This window comes from Gracilibacillus phocaeensis (genome assembly GCF_900626275.1).
Classification (GTDB): Bacteria; Bacillota; Bacilli; order Bacillales; family Amphibacillaceae; genus Gracilibacillus; species Gracilibacillus timonensis.
The window spans coordinates 561,165-580,260 of sequence record NZ_LR131145.1 but is presented as its reverse complement, the minus strand read 5'-3'; the positions used below and the strand labels follow the sequence as shown (position 1 = coordinate 580,260).

Sequence of the window (19,096 nt, the reverse complement as noted above, 5' to 3'; positions counted from 1 at the left end):
TTCACTATTTTACGATCTGCTGCTGATATTGCTTAGGTGACATGCCGACATGCTTTTTAAAGACACGACTGAAATAATTGGGATCTTTATAACCGATATCAATACTGATTTCCTTCAAACTGGCGGAATGTTTCTGTAGTCGTTCCTTTGCTTGTTGAATGCGGATTTCGGTCAGATAATCAATAAAGGTGTGTCCGGTCACCTCATGAAACAAATTGGAAAAATAATTGGTGCTTAGTTCGGCATAAACTGCCATATCCACTAGGCTGAGTGACTGATGGTAATGTCCGTCGATATACTGCCTTGCTTTCTCGATTTTTTCCTGTGATTGAAAATAAGATTTCATCTCTTGAACGACCCACTGGATAAAGTCTCGCCAATCCGCTTCAGTAAGCAGATCTTCTCGCCTAATAGGCAGCTGGATACCTTTTGCTTCAGTAATTTGTTTGACCTGTACGAAGAGTTCGACATCGGCAACTGGAAGAATAGCCTCAATCTGCAATTGCATCCGCTGTTCGTCCCCATCGCGTATGGCCTCTAAAAAAGCAGGCACGGGCGACGTCTCTTCTGCTATTCTGCTAGCAAAACCATAATGTCTTGCCCCTGCAGTGATCAGTTGTCGCAGGGCTTGCTTCGCTTGATGATATGATTGTGTTAATGAAGAAAGTACGTGATACTGCTTGCCAATTCCAATATAATAACGATCTCCCAAGCTTAATTGCAGCTGTCGTACCTGTGTTAAGATAGCCGCATTGGTTATCTCCTGATGGCCGATATATAATCCGACCTGACCTTGTATGACATAACCAGATAGTGGCGGTAAGGGATGATTAGATTGGATGAAATAACCCATTGCCATCTGTGGAAATAGTTCTCGTTGCAAGGCTGTTGCGTCTTCGCCTTTGATAGCTTTAGCAAGGAATAATTCTTGTTGGCTTTGCCTAATATGGCGGGCTTGTGCTATTTCCTCTTTTACATGTTGAATGGCTTGAAGTATCTCTTTCTTTTGGCCAGGCTTTAAGATGTACTCCCGCACCCCGAACTTCATCGCCTGTTTGGCATAGTCAAAGGTATCATAGGCCGTCACCATAATAAACTTTGTCTGCGGTAGTTCATGGTGTATGGCTGCAATGGCCTCCAGTCCATTGATACCAGGCATCTTGATATCCATCAGAATTAAATCTGGTTCTAGCTGCTGAGCTAATTCAATCGCCATTCGACCGTTTGGCGCTTCCTCGATCGGATGCATATCAGGAAAATGATCTTCCAAAAACTTTCTCATCGCCTTTCTTTCGAGATATTCATCTTCTGCAATAAGCACCTTCATGCTAATGCCCCTTTCTGGTCTGCCGCTTGCAAGTACAAACGAATCACGGTTCCTTTATTTATCGCTGTATCAATCTCTAAGACATGATCGGTTTGATAGAAATAGCGCAGTCGTTTAATCACATTGACTAAGCCAATCCCTGTCAGGTGCCCGACATGCTCATCGCTTTCTTCTGTTGATTGGATAATTTGCTGCTGTAGCTCCTGTGACATACCTATTCCATTATCGGTTATTTCTACCATCATTCCATGGGAAAAAGGCTTGAGATAGATCGCCATTTCTCCGTTTTCTTCCAGTGATTCCAAGCCATGAATAAAGGCATTTTCCACTAATGGCTGTAAAATCAATCGCGGCATGGATAGATTAAACTTGTCTGGTAACGGATCCACATGAAAATCGATTCGATCCATAAAACGAGTTTGCTGAATCGCGATATAATTCTCCGCCATTCTAAGTTCCTCTTTTAAGGTCGTCACTTTACTTAAGTCACCCAAGCTGTGACGCAACATAGCTGCCAAGGCATCGATTAATTGCGAAGTGGAACGCGCTTCTTCTAAATAAGCCATCTTAGAAACAGTATTGAGCGTGTTAAACAAAAAGTGTGGTTGGATCTGATTTTGCAAATGTTTTAATTCTAATTCCCTCATTAACTTCTCCTGTTCCGACTGATCCTTGATTTCCTTGATAAGATGACGAATATTGCCACGCATTTGATTAAAGGAATCTCCCAGTAATTTCAGTTCATCCGGCGACTGGATAGCAACTGGCTGACCGTCTAAATCGCCAGCCGCTACCTCCTTGGCAGCCTCAGAAAGTTTCTGCACTGGACGATGAATCCCGCGGGAAAAACGAATCGTAATATAGGCCCCAAGTATAACGGAGGTAATTAACAAATAGATGGTAAAATATTTAAATGCCTCATTACGCTCTCTAATATCGGTATATAAGGTTTGATATTCACTTAAGGAACTATCCAATAATTCCAGAGTTGCTTCTTGAATATAGGAGGTGGTTTGCTGTACTTCTTTAAGGTGCATCGTATAATATTCCATATCGTCACGTAAGACAAACCCTGCCGTCATATCGGTTTGATAGTTTAGTGTTTCAATCAAGTTAATATAATTTTTGTACCGTATGGCATGCTTTTCTTCTAGAATGGGTGCTGTTTCTTGTTTGAAATGGGTTCTAGCTTGATAAAAGGCATTCAAATCTTGTTCTTCACCACTCAAAACATAGGTCTTGGTCTGATCCGACAATTGCTGAGCCGCTTGAGAAATCGAATTAAGGCTTAACAGGTTTTCAAATTCCTGATGGTATTCCTCCATTAATTTGGTTGAACTAACATAAATCGATATCGTAACTACATTAAAGAGAATAATAATTCCAGTAAAAAGCAGCGTCAATTTGGAGGGAATTGTCTGACCTTTCAATAAATGCTTGATCCGTTTCATCTACTGCTCCTCCTTTGGAATAATTTCCCCATTCAGGATATCTTCCTGCTTGATAATGCCTGTCTCGGTATGTTGAATGCTGTCTGGCTGTTGATTTTGATACCATTGGACCATTTGTTCAACAGCTTGCTGGCCCATTTCTTGTGGATACTGGGCAACGGTTGCCTGAATCTTATCATTCTCTATAAGGGAAAGTGTTTCTGGCAGGAGGTCAAAGGCTAACACATACGGTCGACTGGTCGGATTTATCTCTTCAATGGCTTGCACAATGCCAATACCATCTAATGCACTAACCCCAAAGAAGACGGTAATATTCCCATGATTTTTTAAAAGCTGATACGTGCCGTCCGCAGCACCTACTTCGGTAATGCGAGATTCCGATACACCGATTAATTCCATTCGATCCACATCCTCGATGGCCTTCTCAAATCCGGCCAAGCGATCTAGCTGATTCTGCGCCTCTTTCAGTCCAATAATAACGGCAATCTTCTGCTTTCCTTCTGTCTCCTTGATTAATGTCCGACCAGCTAAATAACCGGCTTGGAAATTATCGGTGCCCACGTAGAAGTCACGATTGCTGGTTGGATTGTCCGTATCAATCGTCGCAACGGGAATCTTGCGGTCCTTTGCTTTCTTGACCAGTTGAGGAAAGCGTTCATCATTCATCCCTTTGACAATAATACCGTCCACATCAGCAGCGATCATACGGTCGAAAGTCTCCAGCCTTTCTTCATCGTCAGCAAGCTTAGGGCCAACATACTCTAAATAAACATCGTTCTCCTCTGCTGCTTGCTTTGCCCCTTTTTCAATCAAGCGCCAATATTCATTGCCCACTTCTTCGGTAATTAATGCAAAATGATAATCATGACTCATCTCTGTAGAAGCCTTTTGATCAATATAAAACGTTTCTTTACCATAATAGATCATGAAACTAAATGATATTATAAATAAAACGAGAAAGCCTATTTTACGCAACATCATAGCACCCCTCTTCATTTGAGTTGTTTATCCATTTTGATTGTAAGCGTTAACTTTTGATTTGTCTATGGGGGAGGAGGGAGTGATAGATGTCTATTTTTGCGAGAAGTAATAAAAGAAGAGGGAAATCATTGCAAACAAAAAGAAACCTAGGGAATCCCCTAAGTTTCTCCTCTTACCCTCTATATTCTCCTTCAAAAACTGTTTCTGCTAATGGACGACGTGGAGAAGGTGCTTCACGTTGTTGCAGCTTCTCTGCTAATTTTTCTTTGGCATCCTGATAACCAATCGCAATCACGGCATGAGGTTGGAACTGCTCTGGAATATTTAAGGCTTCACGAGCTTTGTCTTTATAGAATCCACCCATCGCATGGGTTACTAAGCCTTTTTGCATCGCTTGCAGGGCTAAATATCCCCAAGAAGTACCTGCGTCAAAGGCATGAGAACCATTTGCCTCAGCGTCTGAAACGATTAAGGCTAAGACCGGCGCCTTCTTACACCAAGCAAGATTGGTATCCTTAATAAAAGAATAAAATTTCTCTTTATCCACTTCTGAACGGGCAATAATATAACGCCAAGGCTGCTTATTGCTACCTGATGGCGCCCATCGTGCTGCCTCAAATAAACTCATTAAGTCCGACTCTTCTATCTGTTTATCCGAAAACGAACGCGGCGACCAACGCTTCAAGAAAAGCTCATCTATCGGATGATCCGCTATTCGATAATCCTTGATATTAACATCTACCATACGTATCTTCCTCCTTTGTTTCCTTCATCATTATAGAACAAAATCCTCTCCTTCTCAAAAATCACGCTTGAACGGCGTCGGCATATCTTATAAAGAGATGGGCGAACGAATCAGAGGCATGTCTCCAAACACCATGCTTGCATTCCATGAAGGTAAAACCATCGATTCGGATTCCAAACGACGAAAAGAGGAAATCTAATGAAGACATTTGTGTATTTTCAGCTTTTTATGATCTTTGCTTTTCTCTTATTTATTCCTATTTTATTGTTAGTTATTCCACTAATAGGGATAAAAACATTTGTCATTATTATACTTATCCTCATCATCGGATATCTAATTGAGCTATTTTTGTGTAAATAATTTGCTTAATCATCATTTTCTATAGTATTATATACTTAGTTACAAATAATCATATAAAGGAAGTGTGAGGAATTAATGTATGAAGTAGGAAAAATTATTAAGATACACCGTAATAAAAAGAAATGGTCACAGAAGCAATTGGCCCACTTAGCTAAGTGCAGTATTTCCACTATAAGCAAGTTGGAACAAGGAAAACAAGAACCTTCTCCTGAATTGCTGTTGCGGATTTTTCAAGCGTTAGAATTGGAAGCGCTAGCAAAAGAAAATAAACCGATTCGTTTTCAACAATTGAGTAATTGGCTGAAAAGTATCGCACATCGCCAATATGAATCTGCTGATAGCCATTATCAACACTTAAAGGATTTTCCGATTGCTTGCTTTGGTAATCAAAAAGAACAACGTCATTTATGTCATTTTCGCTATGCTTTGCTATATTGTGATCTGGAAAAGGCAGAAAGATACTTACCCCACGTGATTAGCTATACAGAAGTATTAGCTTCCCCCGTTAGCTACCCTTATTTAAAAGCGGTTGGTTACTATTTCATGTTAAAGCGACATTTCATCCATGCCCTTACCTACTTAAATAAAGCCGCTGAATCATACCCAAAACAATTAGAACATGATGGGGAACTTCATTTGTACTATGCAAATACATATTATCACATGAAAAAACATGCCCGTACTCATGAACATGCTGCAAAAGCGTTTCAATTATTTCAAAATTCATGGAATACCGCCAATATGGTATTATCACGCCTATTGCTGATGATCAATTCCTTTGTAGATCGCACGCTGGCTCATCATCATTTGACCAGTGAATTACAAACTATGCTAGACAATGACGGGAAGTCGAATCATTATTTTATTTATTATGTATTAGGTATGGTGCACGCTGACAAGAAAGATTATGAGAGTGCACTGAAATATAGCAAATTAAATCTGCGTCAATCAGCACAGGGATTGACACTTAAACTGAATGCCATGTTGTTCGCTGCCTATATTTATCTGCTTCGAAAAGAAAGGGATAAGGCCATTCACGTCATTCAAACAGCGGAGAAGTCCAAGCTTTCGAAGGCTTTTGAATATCAATTTTTCATTTTAAAAGGGATCGCCAAGCGTACCTATCATTCGGAATTATTTCTGCAGCGCTTAAAGGACAAAGTCTTGCCTTTTTTTGAGAGGACGGGAGATTGGATGTCGATTGATTATTGTCATGATATCTTGGGATATGTTACTTACCATAAGCATAATTACAAAGCAGCAGCCAATCATTATTTTGTTCACCGACGTGATGTTGTTATCAATCATTTGTTGACGTGAGATGTTTGAAAGATAGTGCAGTGGATTGGGGGGCTGCGCGTTTGGGTCTTAGCGCCTAGGAACGGGAATGGCTACTACCAGTCCGCGTGATTCTTATGGACTTAGGAACGCGATTTGTTTTCCTCAGTCCGCGAGATTCATTCTTACGGACAAAACTTTGCGGGTTGGCGTTTTTTTGTCCGTGAGATCCATTCTTACGGACAAAACTTTGCGGTTCGACGGTTTTTTGTCCGTTAGATTCATTCTTACGGACAAAACTTCGGGATTCGGCGGTTTTTTGTCCGTGAGATCCATTCTTACGGACAAAGCTTTGCGGGTTGGCGGTTTTTTGTCCGTTAGATTCATTCTTACGGACAAAACTTCGGGATTCGGCGGTTTTTTGTCCGTGAGATCCATTCTTACGGACAAAACTTTGCGGTTCGACGGTTTTTTGTCTGTGAGATCAAATTCTCACGATAAAATTTTACAATCCAGTCAGCTTCCTAAGGCAAAGGAAAAATTACCATGCATGATTAGCGGACAGCTCTGCAAACTATCACTAGGAGGTGTGCCAGATGGCGAAGGATGTTAAATGTGAAGTGAACAATTGTATGTTTTGGACGGAAGGCAACAAATGTAATGCAGACGTCATTTATGTAGTAAGTCACACGGGCCACAGTGCGGCTTCGAAAAAAGAAACCGATTGTACAACATTTCAGCCTAGCATCTAATTCCCTTCTCGGTTGGAACATGTCACCCCTAGCATCAATGAAAGAACCTCTGCCTGTTCAACAAGCGGAGGTTCTTTCGATTCACTACATCTTATCGGGCAGGGCGACAATGGATTCGATCAGCATATTGAGTTTTGTTTCAATGCGATGCAACAAGTAGAATGTCACAATAACTGGAAAACCAACGTCTGTTAGCATGGAAATCCATGTATCTTCCATTTTATATTCCCCCTTTTTTCGTATGATAAAAAATAGAAAAGGAGAGCACGGTGGCCCTCCTTTTTTCTGCTTAAACGCCGATGTCAATCTCTTCCACATTTCGTTCCACAACGCGGGCGCTTTTTTTAGCAATCAAGTCCCCGCCGGAAGAAAAAATCGCATTCTCTGCAATAATCGTGTCCATTGCTGCTGAAACCGCTGATTCATCCACTGGCTCGACAGGTTGATCCAAAGAGATCGTCGTTGTTTTACCCTCTTCGTTTTCGAATTTGAGTTCCAATTTTTTCATTGCTTTCACCTCCTTTTTTTCTAACGTGGGTGTTCGTTACTCTGCCATCAACAATTCGGTGTCATTACGTTTCACAGATGATAAGGTTAACTGCTGTAATGGCGCAAGTGCTGAGGCGATTGCAAATAACTGATCCGCTGTTGCCGCCGTCTTTACATTGTTGAAAGACTTGGTCTTATACAACTCCCTTCCAGAGATCGGGTCAAGTCCGTTCTGGAAGGTTAACTTCAGTCTTGAATCGAGATGTTCTGCTACTGCCATGTCGCTCACCTCCTTTCACTTCTATAATCAATCGGCAGGAGAAAAAGGTGTCAAACCGATTTAATTTTTTCGTGAAAAGGGTGAAAGTATAGCTTTTGCGCATTTTCTGGATACTTTTGTAAGCTGTCAGCTAATAGTAACCAAACAAAAACCAGTATCTCCGTAGAAATACTGGCTCGTTTATATCTTTTGATTTTTTCCAAATAGCTTGCGGATACTGCTAATCAAAGGTTGCTGCCCGTTGAAAACAATGCCAGACAATTCGGCGATTAACTGGATCGCTAAAGTGATAATCCCTAAAATAATAAGTGATGTCAGCATAGTGGCGCTGTTAAAGATAATCGCCATCAGGCCAAAGAAAAAGCTAAACGCATAGATGATCAATACCGCCGTTTGATGGCTGTAGCCCATCTCAATCAATTGATAATGGACATGTTTGCGATCGGCTGCACCTATACTCTGCTTATTGATAAGACGGCGGATAATCGCAAAAATGGTATCAAATATCGGCACCGCAATAATAATGATCGGAATAATAAAACTAAATAAAGCGACGTTTTTAAACAAACCGAGCATGGAAATAACCGAGATCGAATAACCTAAGAACATCGCTCCCGTGTCGCCCATAAAGACTTTGGCTGGATAGAAATTGTGATATAAAAAACCCAAACAACTGCCCACCAATACCATTCCTAAATAAACAACCACCACTTGATAATCCATAATCGCAATAATCAAGATACTGGTTAAACCAATGGCCGAGACACCAGCAGCCAGTCCATCTAGCCCATCGATTAAATTAATCGCGTTGGTGACACCAACCACCCAGAATACCGTTAAGATCAATCCGGCTTGTGATATGTCCACCGTTCCCAAAAAAGGCATCGTTACTTTATCAATAATAAGGCCAGATGAAACAAGCACCAGTGCTGCAGAAACTTGTCCAATTAATTTTTGGTAAGGCTTGAGTCCAATAATATCGTCTAATATACCAGTAATAACGATGATAATACCGCCAATAATTATTTCCATCATATGCGGATGTTCTGGGTGCTCATACAAGAGACCAGCCACAACCCCAAGCACAATGGCCAATCCACCTAGCCTTGCTTTAACTCCTTCATGCTTTTTACGACCCGTCGGATAATCTACTGCACCGATCTTGATCGCCAGCTTCTTAATGAAAGGAGTCGAGGCAAAAGCTACCGCGGCAGAAATCAAAAAGGCCACAATTAACTCCATAATATTATACATACACACACCTACTTGTTTTAGTTACCGTTTCTCGCTTTGCCTCATTATAGCACGAGTGTTGTGGAAGAATACAGCACTGTCTAGCATTTTATAAAAAAAGAATGTGAACTGTAACTTTTTACGCTTTTTATCGTCCATTACAGTAACAGATTTTTTAGGAAGGAGGAGTCGATTGATACGAGCAATACAGTGTTATAGTATTGGAATTTATAAAAATAGAAGCAAACGGATTAAAAACCTTGAATATCATGACGAACGATTATGGCTATACCTTATCAACGTATCAATTATCAGAAGAGCAGCTGCTCCAACTGGGTGCTTCTATTGATTTTGCAGGATAGCGGTAGCGCGTTGTATCAAGCCCTAGCAGGGGTGAAACGGCTTTAAATTCTTGTGTTTTGATCGATTTTACAGTAAGATGATAGAACAAGTATCTGTTGTGAAGGTTTTTGAACGAGTGTAACAAAAATTTAATCTATTTGACATGGAATGACTAGTGACTATTTACCCTATCCATTGTACAATGAAGGTTGATGTTTTTTATAAATGATCGATCATGCACATATAATAATGATGACTTAACAATCAAGGGAGATCTCATACAATGAAAAATAAAAACAAGAAGTCAAGAGTGGTAAGACGAAAAACGAAAAAAAGAAATAAATGGGCCCTTATTTTAATCCCTTTACTAGTGATTGCGGTAGGGATCGGTATTTATGCCATGCAGATTATTAATCAAGCCGAAGAAATTATGGATTCTTCTTATGAAGATGACGGCCGAGAAAAATCGGATCTACGTGAAGAGCGAGTAGACCCCAATGTGGATGATGTTTCGATTCTTTTTATTGGTGTGGATGAAAGCGAGAAACGAGGCACCGACACCAACGGACGCTCTGATGCCCTGATCCTTGCAACATTAAACAAGGATGAGAATAGTGTCGACCTGTTAAGTATCCCGCGTGATTCTTATGTGTTTGTCCCTGAGATAGCGACAGAAGATGGCTATAAGGGCGGTTATGAAACAAAGATTAATCACGCACATGCCTTAGGAGGTCCTCAAGCAAGCATTCAAACCGTCGAGAACCTATTTGATATTCCGGTCGATTATTTTGTGAAAGTGAACTTTGACGCCTTTGTTGATGTCGTCGATACATTGAATGGTATCGATGTAGAAGTTCCTTATGAAATGACCGAACAGGATTCCGATGATCAGGCAGGCGCGATTCACCTTATGCCTGGTGAACAAACACTGGATGGCGAAGAAGCATTGGCACTTGCCCGAACCAGAAAACAAGACAATGATATTGAGCGTGGTAAACGACAGCAAGAAATCATTAAGGCGATTGTAAATAAGGCAGTATCCTTTAACTCTGTCTTAAAAGTAGATGACTTAATGACAGCCGTTGGTGACAATATGAGTACAAACATGTCCTTCGATGAACTAAAAAGTTTTATCTCTTATGGATCGACCGGGAATTTAGATCTCGAATCGCATAACCTAGCAGGAGTGGACCGCTGGGGAGAGGCTTATTATTATGATATTGACCCAACCGACTTAGAAGAGAAACAACAAATGCTGAAAGAACAATTGGGTTTATCCTCCTCTGACAGTAGTGAGGAAAGCAACACAGATGAGCCAACGCAGGAAGAACAAGGCGAATCAGAATCGGATGTAACAGAAGAAGATTCTTGGGAAACCAACCCTGAAGAAAATGGACAAAGTGAGACTTGGACCCCGGAAGAGGACAGGAATTCAGCTTATTAAATTTAAAAAGAAGCACAGATCGGTTTTGTGCTTCTTTTTTGTGGTTGCCTCCTCTTTATTAAGGTAATGACAACAATTACATAGTTTTGAAACAAAGCAACAAGATTAAAATGCAAGGTAGGTGTTAACCATTCGTTCCCGATTAGAAAAAAAGCAGAAAAGTAAGAAAAAACGTATTATTCTATACTCCCTGTTATTTATCGTACTAGTCCTTTTAGCAGGTGTTGCTTATATTGTTAAACAATCAGCCGACGCCTTTGATAGTTCTTACCATGAGTTAGAAAGACCAGATGACAAATCTCCATTTCGAGAAGAGGGCGTAACGATTAGTGATGACCCTATATCGGTACTATTGCTTGGATTGGAGGATTATGCTACGAACGGAGAAGGTGGTCGAACAGATACGATGATCTTGGTAACTTTAAATCCAAAGACTGAGCAACTAACAACCACCCTTATCCCTCGTGATACAAGAGTAGATTATACCGCAGAAGAAGCAGGAAGCTATGCAGGCACGCACAAGATAAATGGCGCTTATAACTATGGATCACTATCGGGATACGGGGCAACAGAGTTGACAGTGAGTAAGGTGGAAGAATTTTTGGATGTTCCCATTGATGAATATGTCACTGTTAATTTTACAGGATTCCGTGATATTGTCGATGTATTAGGCGGAGTAGAAATTGATGTCAAAGAAGGTTTTTGGGAAGATAATATCTTCAACAACGAAAGAATTGACTTTACAGAAGGGGTTCAGGAGTTAGACGGTGAAGAGGCATTGGCATTTGTGCGCATGCGTAAACGTGAAGTGAATAATATCTATTCCAGAGAAGAAAGACAGGTACAGTTTATTCAAGCGTCCATGAAGGAAATACTATCGGCTTCAACTTTGTTTAAGGCAAATGAAATTAGTGATGTGATCGGTGAGAATGTCATGACTAGCCTTAATGCTACGGAGATCTATAATCTTCAGCGAGCTTATTCCGATATGGATTCTTCAAAGATTGAAAAATTAAACGTAGCTGGCGAAGATCAACAAGTTGATGGGGTCTGGTATTTCACTCCAGATGAACAGCAGCTAGTAGAAACGATTGATGAAATTAAGGCTAATTTAGAAATCTGAAGAAGAATGATTAGTTTATAGCAGCAAAGACATATCAATGTTACAGAAACTATCTGTGGGATTCATTCTTATGGATGGTTTCCGTTTGTTGTTTGTAGAAAAGGGCTTGTTCTTCGCCTGCCTCTTTCAGTTACATAACACGCGTGCATATACTCCGGACAGTTGATCCCCCACTGTTTCTAGGATAGCCCCTAGATAGCCCCTAGATTTTTCAATATTATTACAAACAGAATGCAATCACAACCTGGCAAAACCAAGTGTTTTTAGGAGTTTTGAGTAATATTATTCACTTTAAATGACATTAAGTAAGTATAAATACCTAAAAAATGTTGCGAAATTTAAAAGAATTGCAAAACTCTATAACAAATTCGTCGAAAATTATGTTATACTTCATGGAGATAAACGGTAAAAAAACAGTTCATTTTATAGTAAATCAACTAATTTTGCTTGGAACATCAAGGAACAGCTCATGAGAAATAAATAAAAAAATAAAATAGTAACTATGAAGAGAAGTCTTGAATGAAACAATAATCGACGAATGAAGTTGCAAATAAGTTGTAACAGATTTGTAGCAATTTACGCTATTTCCTTTTTAGGAAGATCAGAGAGATTATCATGTTACTTCTCTTGTTTTAATGTGCGCTTGTTTTTGAGGGTCACCAACACCCATCCTCTTGTTCTAAAATTATAATAGTTTTACTTAATAAATGTCTATACGCGCCATGGTATGCTATAAATACTTATGGGAACTAGCTAGGATATAAAATGAACTAAATACTTTTGTTAGGAAGTTAATGGAATGAAGAAAATATTGATGATTTCGCAAAACTTCTATCCGGAAATAGGCAGTGCGGGGAATAGAATGAAAAATATTTATCTGCTATTAAAGGAACGGGGCTTTGATATTAATGTTCTTACGACAGATCCCACATACCCTAATAGGAATATTTATAGTGAAGACTCTTTTTGGGATCATGAAGAACTAAATGAAGACCATAATATTCATCGCGTAAGGATCACGAATAAAAAATACTCTAGAAATATTTTCAACCGATTATTATACTATTTAGAGATGGCCTGGAACATGGTTTTTTTTGTTCTTTTTAATCGAAGTAAATATGATACGGTTATCGTAACTTCCCCGCCTATATTTGTTGCGATAGTAGGAGTAATCGCAAAGTTTCGTTTTCGAGCAAAATTAATTTTAGATATACGGGACTTGTGGCCAGAATCTCTAAGGGGTGTTGGCGTCTTTAACTATCCGTTTATCATCAATCTTTTTAAAAAAGTAGAGAAGATCATCTACAGTAAAGCAGATCATATTGTTGTAAATAGTAAGGGATTTATCGATTATATTATTGCTAATTCTAAAAGAGGTGAGGATAAACTCGTTTATCTTCCGAATGGAGCAAGAAACAATGAAATTATTGCCCCTGAAACCACCAGTGACCATTTTAAAGTGATTTATGCTGGAAATATCGGCTTAGCTCAAGATTATAAAGTAATCATGAATCTAGCCAGAGAATTAAATCAAAAAAATATCGAGCTAACGATTATTGGTTATGGAATGCGCCGTCATAGTTTAATAGATTATATCGAAGAAAATGATTTGGATAATGTGACCTTTATTAATCCTACGACGAGAGAGGAGTGTTTAAAGCTTATCTCGGACCATCAAGTAGGCATTGTTACGTTGGAAAAAGAAGACGTCTTTAAAACGGTATTACCAGGTAAGATCATTGACTATATGACGCGTGGTGTCCCAATGGTAGCTTCGGTATCTGGTTACTCAAAAGAAATACTAGTTAAGGAAGAGACAGGCTTTGTTTCCCAAAATCTCAATGAATTAGTAGCGTATATCGAAGAACTGAAGTCAAATAAGGATCTTTATGATAGAATAAGTAAAAAAGGTCGTCAATATGTAAATGATCATTTCCTTTGGGAGAACAATATTGAAACATTGGTTAGAATTATCAATTAATCAGTGTGATAGAATGTAAGGTGAATAAATGATGAATAAGACTATTTGTATGTTTGTATGGAATCACTTTACAAATGATGCAAGGGTTCTTCGTGAGTGTACAGCTCTATCAGAAGAAGGATATCAGGTAGACTTGGTATGTATACATGACCCAGACGAGAAAGGTCTGCCTAAGTTTGAACAGCGTAATACAAACTTTGCGGTGTATCGTGTCCGCAGATACCCATTGCTTTTAGAGATGATGCAGATTTTATATAGAAAATGCACCCAAAATAAATGGATAGGATTACTTGTACTGATACTATGGTTAGGTGCAATGTACCTTCAGCCATGGATTATGGGGCTATTAACTGTACTAGCCTTTGTTTTCCTGAAGACAAAGGTCAAAGTTGTTTGGGTGCGTGGAAGCATTATATTAAGGATGATAGCTAAGGGAATACGGGACGATTATGACATATATCATGCTAACGATCTTAACACATTGCCACAAGCCTACATAAGTTCCAAGCTTCGATTCAAAAAAAGAAAATTAGTATACGACTCGCATGAAGTCCAGACAAGCAGAACTGGTTATGATAGTAAGGCTTATAACAAATCGGAACTTTTTTTTATAAATAAGATAGATACCATGATTGTCGAAAACCATACCAGAGCAAAATATAATGAAGAACTTTACGGTTTTTATCCGAATGTGGTATACAACTACCCTTTCAAACAAAAAAATAAACTTAAAAAAAACATTTCATTTCGAGACATGTTGGACATTTCACCCGATGAAAAAATTTTACTGTATCAAGGCGGAATACAGGAAGGCAGAGGATTAGATAAATTGATTCAAGCTGTGCCATTGTTTAATGAGGGAATACTCGTATTGATTGGGGATGGCAGAATAAAACCTGAACTGGAAAAAACGGTTAACAAAATGGAGTTGCAGCACAAGGTGAAGTTTTTATCTAAAGTTCCCGTTGAAGACCTCCCAGCCTATACCAAAAACGGGTATTTAGGTTTTCAAGTGTTAAATAATATTAATTATAATCATTATTCTGCTTCTTCTAATAAACTGTTTGAATATATCATGAGTAATGTACCAGTTATTGCATGCAGCTTCCCGGAGATTCAAAAAGTAGTGGAAGGTGAGCGAGTAGGGGTTTGTGTTGATTCACATGATTATAAATCCATCGCTACCGGGGTGAATCATCTATTAGAAAACCCGGAAATAAGAGAAGAAATGGCTGAGAACTGTAATAAAGCCAAAGAGAAATATAATTGGGAAGAAGAAAAGAAAAACTTTTTAGCTGTATACGAGGCTATGTAAATACGAAATATGAGGTGTTTGTCAGTGAAAAAACCAATAGACCGGGTAGCGGAAGCCTATTATGACCAGGTTGGTGCGAATTTTGGTGAAAAAGTGAGAAAAAGAATTCATTGGATTTGTGGACAGGCAAAAGGAGAAAAAATCCTTGATGTAGGCTGTTCTCAAGGGATTACATCTATTTTGCTAGGAAGAGAGAGTAAGCAAGTCCTAGCTATAGACTTGTGGCAGGAAACAATTGATTATGCTAAGGACATGTTAAGCATTGAAGCTGAAGATACAAAGCAATCGGTGGAATTTAAAGTTGCTAATTTTATTGCCTATGACTTCGGCGATCAAAAATTTGACAGTATTATTTTTGGAGAAGTTCTAGAGCATGTTGCGGATCCAGAACGTTTTATTAATAAAGCTACTGAGCTGTTATCAGACGACGGGCAGATGATTGTTACGGTGCCTTTTGGAATTAATGACTATTTTGACCATAAAAAAACGTACTATATGCAAGGGTTACTAGATTTGCAGAATAGCGACATTCATATAGATTCAATGGAAATAATGGGGAAATGGATAGGAGCTGTGTTTGTTAAAGGTCAAATTAATACAACCACCCCAGACAAAGCACTTAGTGTAAAATTGGAAGATGGTTTGTATGAACTGGAAAGAGACCTGTTGAATCAGTTGGCTAGTAGCAAAAAGCAACGAGCTAAATGGGAGCAGGCCAACAGTGACACACAAGAAGAATTAGCAAACACAATAAATAAACTAAAGCATACGGAAGAGCTAAACAATCATTTAAAATTATCCCTTAACCGAACAGAAGATGACTTTAACGAAGTCAAAGCCGAACTGAGGAAAGAAAAAGAATATAGAGAAGACCAAGAGCGCTTAGTAAGAGATTTAACAGATAAAATGCAAAGATTAGAACAGCAACATGAAAATCTTAAGCAAAACAATGCAGAAATAAGCCAAAGAAACAATTTTTTAGAAAAAAAAGTGACAGACTTAAGAGAATCAGAAAGGCAAATTAAAAAGAAAAGCCAGACACAAAATAATAACCAAGCTCAAATTGACGAGTTGCAACGAGAAGTATTAAGAGAAAAGAAAAAGAAACTTCAATCCGATGAATTATTATTAGAGGCGTATAATAAAGAAGAAAGATTATTAAAAAAACATGCACAAATATTAAAACGATACGACAATTTAAAAAGTTCCAAATTAGGCAGGGTGACAACTAGCTATTGGAGATGGCGCAAGAATCGATTTGGAGGTAAATCAAGTGGATCAAAAAGCAATTAAACAGCGACTAGAAACCCTAAGCAAATTAAAGGCTAAATTGGAAAGTAACATAAACGATGATATCAAAGAGATTAATAAAAAACAGCGAGAGTTGGGGATAAACTCCACTATTCAATCTAATACTCCATCCGTAAGCGGCGAAGAAGTGCAGAAAGGTGATGTAGAGAAAAAACTTGCATATTTGGCATATAGAGATAAACATGCCGATGTAAATTACCTTTCTACCATCAAACCACTTATCGACCAAATTCCAGAAAGCAATGGAAGCAGGTTTTATAAGAAGCTCGATATTAATATTGGGATTGTGGCAGATGAATTTCTTTATAATTCCTTTGATGGCGTAGCAAACTTTCATTACATTACGAGAGAGAACTATAAGGAATATGCCGATAAGATGGATATCTTTCTTTTGGTTACCACCTGGAAAGGTCTTGATATGGGGTGGAAAGGTCTAGGCAATCCAAAGATTAGAAAGCATAGAAGAGATATGTTTAATATTCTCTCTTACTACCAGTCAAAAGGAATAAAAACAATCTTCTATTCTAAGGAAGATCCTGTGAATTATGATATTTTCTTAGAATTAGCGCAAAAGTGTGATTATGTCTTCACGACAGCAGAAGAAATGGTTCCAAACTATAAGCGTGATTGTAATAGTGATAAGGTGGATGTGTTAAATTTCGGGATTAATCCTTTATATCATAATCCTATAGGAATGAGGAAGTTTGACAAGAAAAAAGAGATTTTGTTTTCTGGTTCCTGGTATGTGAAATATCCACATCGAATCGATGACACGCAAAGAATTTTTGATGGTGTAATAGATAATCATGATAAATTGAAAATAATTGACCGTAATTATGAATTAAAATTAGAAAGACACTTCTTTCCTAAAAAATACGTGCAATACACATCACCAGCTGTTGATCATGGTACCTTGCAGAAGTTGCATAAACTTTATGATTGGGCAATTAACTTAAACTCCGTAAAGTATAGCAATACGATGTTTGCTAATCGGATTTATGAACTGCAGGCATTAGGCAATATTCTACTTTCTAACTACAGTTTAGGGGTCAATAATAAATTCCCTAATGTTTTCCTGATCAACAATAGAAGTGAAGTAATGGATATTCTAAATGGATTTACTGAAGAAGAGAAATATCAGCATCAAGTGTATGGAATTCGCAGAGTAATGTCTCATGAAACTACTTATAAGCGAATTATTGAAATTTTAGAGGCTACGAATACTCCGTATCCAAAGGAGAGGAAATCAGTTGCTGTATTGGTTCCTCATAAATCGAAAGCTGTTCAAGCTATGTTTGATAAGCAATCCTATCCACATAAAGAATTGTTTGAAGTAGGAAAATTCACGGAAGAACTGAAAGAACAATTTGATATGATCACATTCTTTGATGAAGGCAAAGAGTACAAAGAATTTTACTTAGAGGATATGATTAACGGGTTTAAATTTACAGATAGTGATTATATAACTAAGGATGCTTATTATGATGGTGATGAATTAATTTCGGGTATTGAACATGATTATGTGGATGTTATCGGTGATAAAACAAGGACCATTTTTTGGAGTGAGTCATTTACACTAGATGAACTGCTTAACATGAATGAATCCCAGCAAAGATCAAATGGTTACAGTATTGATCATTTTGAATTTAATAATAAGTCTCTGGAAAAGGAAACGGTGAAGACTGATTACAAGCTGTCTGTGATTATCCCAACATATAACAATGGGGATCACTTGTTGAATAAGTGCTTTAACAGCCTAAAGAGAAGCAGTATTTTCGATCAAATGGAACTAATTATTGTTGATGATGGTTCAACGGATGAACATACACCAACTATTATTGATCATCTTTCTGATCAATATGCTAATATTAAAACATATTTTTATCATGATAGTGGAAGCGGAAGTGCTTCGCGTCCAAGAAATAAAGGGATTGAAATCGCAAGTGCTCCATACATTACCTACCTTGATCCAGATAACGAAGCAATTAATGATGGATACCGCTACCTGTTAGAAGAAATAGATAATGGAAACCATGATTTTGTGGTAGGGAATATGTTGAAAGTGGCTGATGAAGTTTTAAACTTTAACTATTACAAGACAGCCATGCAATATAATAATGGAGATGTTATTCGTAAGAAAAATGTTAAACAGTATATGCTCAACACATCATTTAAAGCGATGAGTATTCAAGCATTAGTTTTAAAAAAAGAGCTAGTCACGGATAACAATTTAAGAATGGTTGAAGGTGCTATCGGACAAGATACATTGTTTTTTCAAGAGCTGCTGATGAATGCCAAGCAAGTTAAAGCAATTGATTTAGATATTCATATCTATTATGCTGCAGTATCCGGTTCTGTCACAAATGTTATCACTAAGAAATTCTTTGAGAGGTATTTGTTAATGGAACAAGCAAGAAACCAGTTTTTGCGGAAGCAAGACCTCTTAGCCGGTTACATGGAAGAGAAATTCTACACTTACTTTAAAAATTGGTACCTGAAACGGTTAAGTAAAGTAAAAGATGATGATTTAGCTCCTGCTATTGACACTTTATATAAAATTTATGAATTATATAAAGACCATATAAAATCAGAAGAGAATGATTTAGCACTATTTGAACAACTATACCAACAGCACGACTACCGCAAAATAGTAAATACTTTTAAATAAATACAATCAAGGAGGA

Annotated in this window: 17 protein-coding genes; 8 read left to right on the top strand and 9 right to left on the bottom strand. The window is 38.1% G+C overall.

Annotation, left to right across the window (positions count from 1 at the left end):
• Positions 1-4 precede the first annotated feature (4 nt).
• The 4 genes from E0E32_RS18825 to E0E32_RS18810 form a co-directional block, all read right to left on the bottom strand.
• Positions 5-1,327: a response regulator gene (locus tag E0E32_RS18825; protein ID WP_130860485.1), complete on the bottom strand. Its 1,323-nt coding sequence runs from the start codon at positions 1,325-1,327 to the stop codon at positions 5-7.
• Positions 1,324-2,778, bottom strand: coding sequence for a sensor histidine kinase (locus E0E32_RS18820; RefSeq protein WP_130860484.1), 1,455 nt, complete (start codon positions 2,776-2,778; stop codon positions 1,324-1,326). Before E0E32_RS18820 ends, E0E32_RS18825 begins: the two co-directional genes overlap by 4 nt.
• Positions 2,779-3,756 (bottom strand): substrate-binding domain-containing protein, encoded by a 978-nt coding sequence (locus tag E0E32_RS18815; protein WP_130860904.1) that lies wholly within the window; start codon positions 3,754-3,756, stop codon positions 2,779-2,781.
• A gap of 175 nt (positions 3,757-3,931) precedes the next feature.
• A complete protein-coding gene (locus E0E32_RS18810; RefSeq protein ID WP_066190696.1) occupies positions 3,932-4,504 on the bottom strand; it encodes a nitroreductase family protein in 573 nt (190 codons plus the stop codon).
• A gap of 435 nt (positions 4,505-4,939) precedes the next feature.
• On the opposite strand from E0E32_RS18810, the gene E0E32_RS18805 reads away from it, so the two are divergent.
• Positions 4,940-6,184, top strand: coding sequence for a helix-turn-helix domain-containing protein (locus E0E32_RS18805; RefSeq protein ID WP_130860483.1), 1,245 nt, complete (start codon positions 4,940-4,942; stop codon positions 6,182-6,184).
• 123 nt (positions 6,185-6,307) lie between these two features.
• On the opposite strand, the gene E0E32_RS22390 is transcribed toward E0E32_RS18805, so the two are convergent.
• A complete protein-coding gene (locus E0E32_RS22390) occupies positions 6,308-6,580 on the bottom strand; it encodes a hypothetical protein (RefSeq protein ID WP_165445084.1) in 273 nt (90 codons plus the stop codon).
• A gap of 158 nt (positions 6,581-6,738) precedes the next feature.
• Between E0E32_RS22390 and E0E32_RS18800 the strand changes: the two genes are divergently transcribed.
• Positions 6,739-6,894: a DUF1540 domain-containing protein gene (locus E0E32_RS18800; protein ID WP_066190690.1), complete on the top strand. Its 156-nt coding sequence runs from the start codon at positions 6,739-6,741 to the stop codon at positions 6,892-6,894.
• Between the two features lie 84 nt (positions 6,895-6,978).
• Here E0E32_RS18800 and E0E32_RS18795 read toward each other — a convergent pair whose 3' ends face one another.
• From E0E32_RS18795 to E0E32_RS18780, 4 genes are all read right to left on the bottom strand, one after another.
• Entirely contained in the window at positions 6,979-7,113 is a 135-nt protein-coding gene (locus E0E32_RS18795) for a YvrJ family protein (RefSeq protein WP_066190688.1), read from the bottom strand.
• Between the two features lie 70 nt (positions 7,114-7,183).
• Positions 7,184-7,402 carry a DUF2922 domain-containing protein gene (locus E0E32_RS18790; RefSeq protein ID WP_130860482.1) on the bottom strand — a complete coding sequence of 73 codons (219 nt, stop codon included), beginning with the start codon at positions 7,400-7,402 and terminating at the stop codon, positions 7,184-7,186.
• A gap of 36 nt (positions 7,403-7,438) precedes the next feature.
• Positions 7,439-7,663 carry a DUF1659 domain-containing protein gene (locus E0E32_RS18785; RefSeq protein WP_066190683.1) on the bottom strand — a complete coding sequence of 75 codons (225 nt, stop codon included), beginning with the start codon at positions 7,661-7,663 and terminating at the stop codon, positions 7,439-7,441.
• A gap of 180 nt (positions 7,664-7,843) precedes the next feature.
• Positions 7,844-8,917 (bottom strand): glycosyltransferase family 4 protein, encoded by a 1,074-nt coding sequence (locus tag E0E32_RS18780; protein ID WP_066190680.1) that lies wholly within the window; start codon positions 8,915-8,917, stop codon positions 7,844-7,846.
• Between the two features lie 604 nt (positions 8,918-9,521).
• Here E0E32_RS18780 and E0E32_RS18775 point away from each other — a divergent pair.
• The 6 genes from E0E32_RS18775 to E0E32_RS18750 all read left to right on the top strand — a co-directional run bounded on the left by E0E32_RS18775 (position 9,522) and on the right by E0E32_RS18750 (position 19,080).
• Positions 9,522-10,682 (top strand): LCP family protein, encoded by a 1,161-nt coding sequence (locus tag E0E32_RS18775; protein ID WP_066190676.1) that lies wholly within the window; start codon positions 9,522-9,524, stop codon positions 10,680-10,682.
• Between the two features lie 121 nt (positions 10,683-10,803).
• Positions 10,804-11,805: an LCP family protein gene (locus tag E0E32_RS18770; protein ID WP_130860481.1), complete on the top strand. Its 1,002-nt coding sequence runs from the start codon at positions 10,804-10,806 to the stop codon at positions 11,803-11,805.
• 799 nt (positions 11,806-12,604) lie between these two features.
• Positions 12,605-13,786: a glycosyltransferase family 4 protein gene (locus E0E32_RS18765; RefSeq protein WP_130860480.1), complete on the top strand. Its 1,182-nt coding sequence runs from the start codon at positions 12,605-12,607 to the stop codon at positions 13,784-13,786.
• 28 nt (positions 13,787-13,814) lie between these two features.
• Positions 13,815-15,101 carry a glycosyltransferase gene (locus E0E32_RS18760; protein ID WP_130860479.1) on the top strand — a complete coding sequence of 429 codons (1,287 nt, stop codon included), beginning with the start codon at positions 13,815-13,817 and terminating at the stop codon, positions 15,099-15,101.
• A 24-nt stretch (positions 15,102-15,125) separates the two neighbouring features.
• On the top strand, positions 15,126-16,394 hold the full coding sequence (locus E0E32_RS18755) for a class I SAM-dependent methyltransferase (RefSeq protein WP_165445082.1): 1,269 nt from the start codon (positions 15,126-15,128) through the stop codon (positions 16,392-16,394).
• On the top strand, positions 16,375-19,080 hold the full coding sequence (locus E0E32_RS18750) for a glycosyltransferase (protein ID WP_130860477.1): 2,706 nt from the start codon (positions 16,375-16,377) through the stop codon (positions 19,078-19,080). Before E0E32_RS18755 ends, E0E32_RS18750 begins: the two co-directional genes overlap by 20 nt.
• The last annotated feature ends 16 nt before the right edge of the window (positions 19,081-19,096 follow it).

What these genes read in the sequence shown, in the direction of transcription:
- E0E32_RS18825 (WP_130860485.1), bottom strand. Translation starts at nt 1,327, where the DNA reads ATGAAGGTGCTTATTGCAGAAGATGAATATCTCGAAAGAAAGGCGATG.
- E0E32_RS18820 (WP_130860484.1), bottom strand. Translation starts at nt 2,778, where the DNA reads ATGAAACGGATCAAGCATTTATTGAAAGGTCAGACAATTCCCTCCAAA.
- E0E32_RS18815 (WP_130860904.1), bottom strand. Translation starts at nt 3,756, where the DNA reads ATGTTGCGTAAAATAGGCTTTCTCGTTTTATTTATAATATCATTTAGT.
- E0E32_RS18810 (WP_066190696.1), bottom strand. Translation starts at nt 4,504, where the DNA reads ATGGTAGATGTTAATATCAAGGATTATCGAATAGCGGATCATCCGATA.
- E0E32_RS18805 (WP_130860483.1), top strand. Translation starts at nt 4,940, where the DNA reads ATGTATGAAGTAGGAAAAATTATTAAGATACACCGTAATAAAAAGAAA.
- E0E32_RS22390 (WP_165445084.1), bottom strand. Translation starts at nt 6,580, where the DNA reads ATGGATCTCACGGACAAAAAACCGCCGAATCCCGAAGTTTTGTCCGTA.
- E0E32_RS18800 (WP_066190690.1), top strand. Translation starts at nt 6,739, where the DNA reads ATGGCGAAGGATGTTAAATGTGAAGTGAACAATTGTATGTTTTGGACG.
- E0E32_RS18795 (WP_066190688.1), bottom strand. Translation starts at nt 7,113, where the DNA reads ATGGAAGATACATGGATTTCCATGCTAACAGACGTTGGTTTTCCAGTT.
- E0E32_RS18790 (WP_130860482.1), bottom strand. Translation starts at nt 7,402, where the DNA reads ATGAAAAAATTGGAACTCAAATTCGAAAACGAAGAGGGTAAAACAACG.
- E0E32_RS18785 (WP_066190683.1), bottom strand. Translation starts at nt 7,663, where the DNA reads ATGGCAGTAGCAGAACATCTCGATTCAAGACTGAAGTTAACCTTCCAG.
- E0E32_RS18780 (WP_066190680.1), bottom strand. Translation starts at nt 8,917, where the DNA reads ATGTATAATATTATGGAGTTAATTGTGGCCTTTTTGATTTCTGCCGCG.
- E0E32_RS18775 (WP_066190676.1), top strand. Translation starts at nt 9,522, where the DNA reads ATGAAAAATAAAAACAAGAAGTCAAGAGTGGTAAGACGAAAAACGAAA.
- E0E32_RS18765 (WP_130860480.1), top strand. Translation starts at nt 12,605, where the DNA reads ATGAAGAAAATATTGATGATTTCGCAAAACTTCTATCCGGAAATAGGC.
- E0E32_RS18760 (WP_130860479.1), top strand. Translation starts at nt 13,815, where the DNA reads ATGATGAATAAGACTATTTGTATGTTTGTATGGAATCACTTTACAAAT.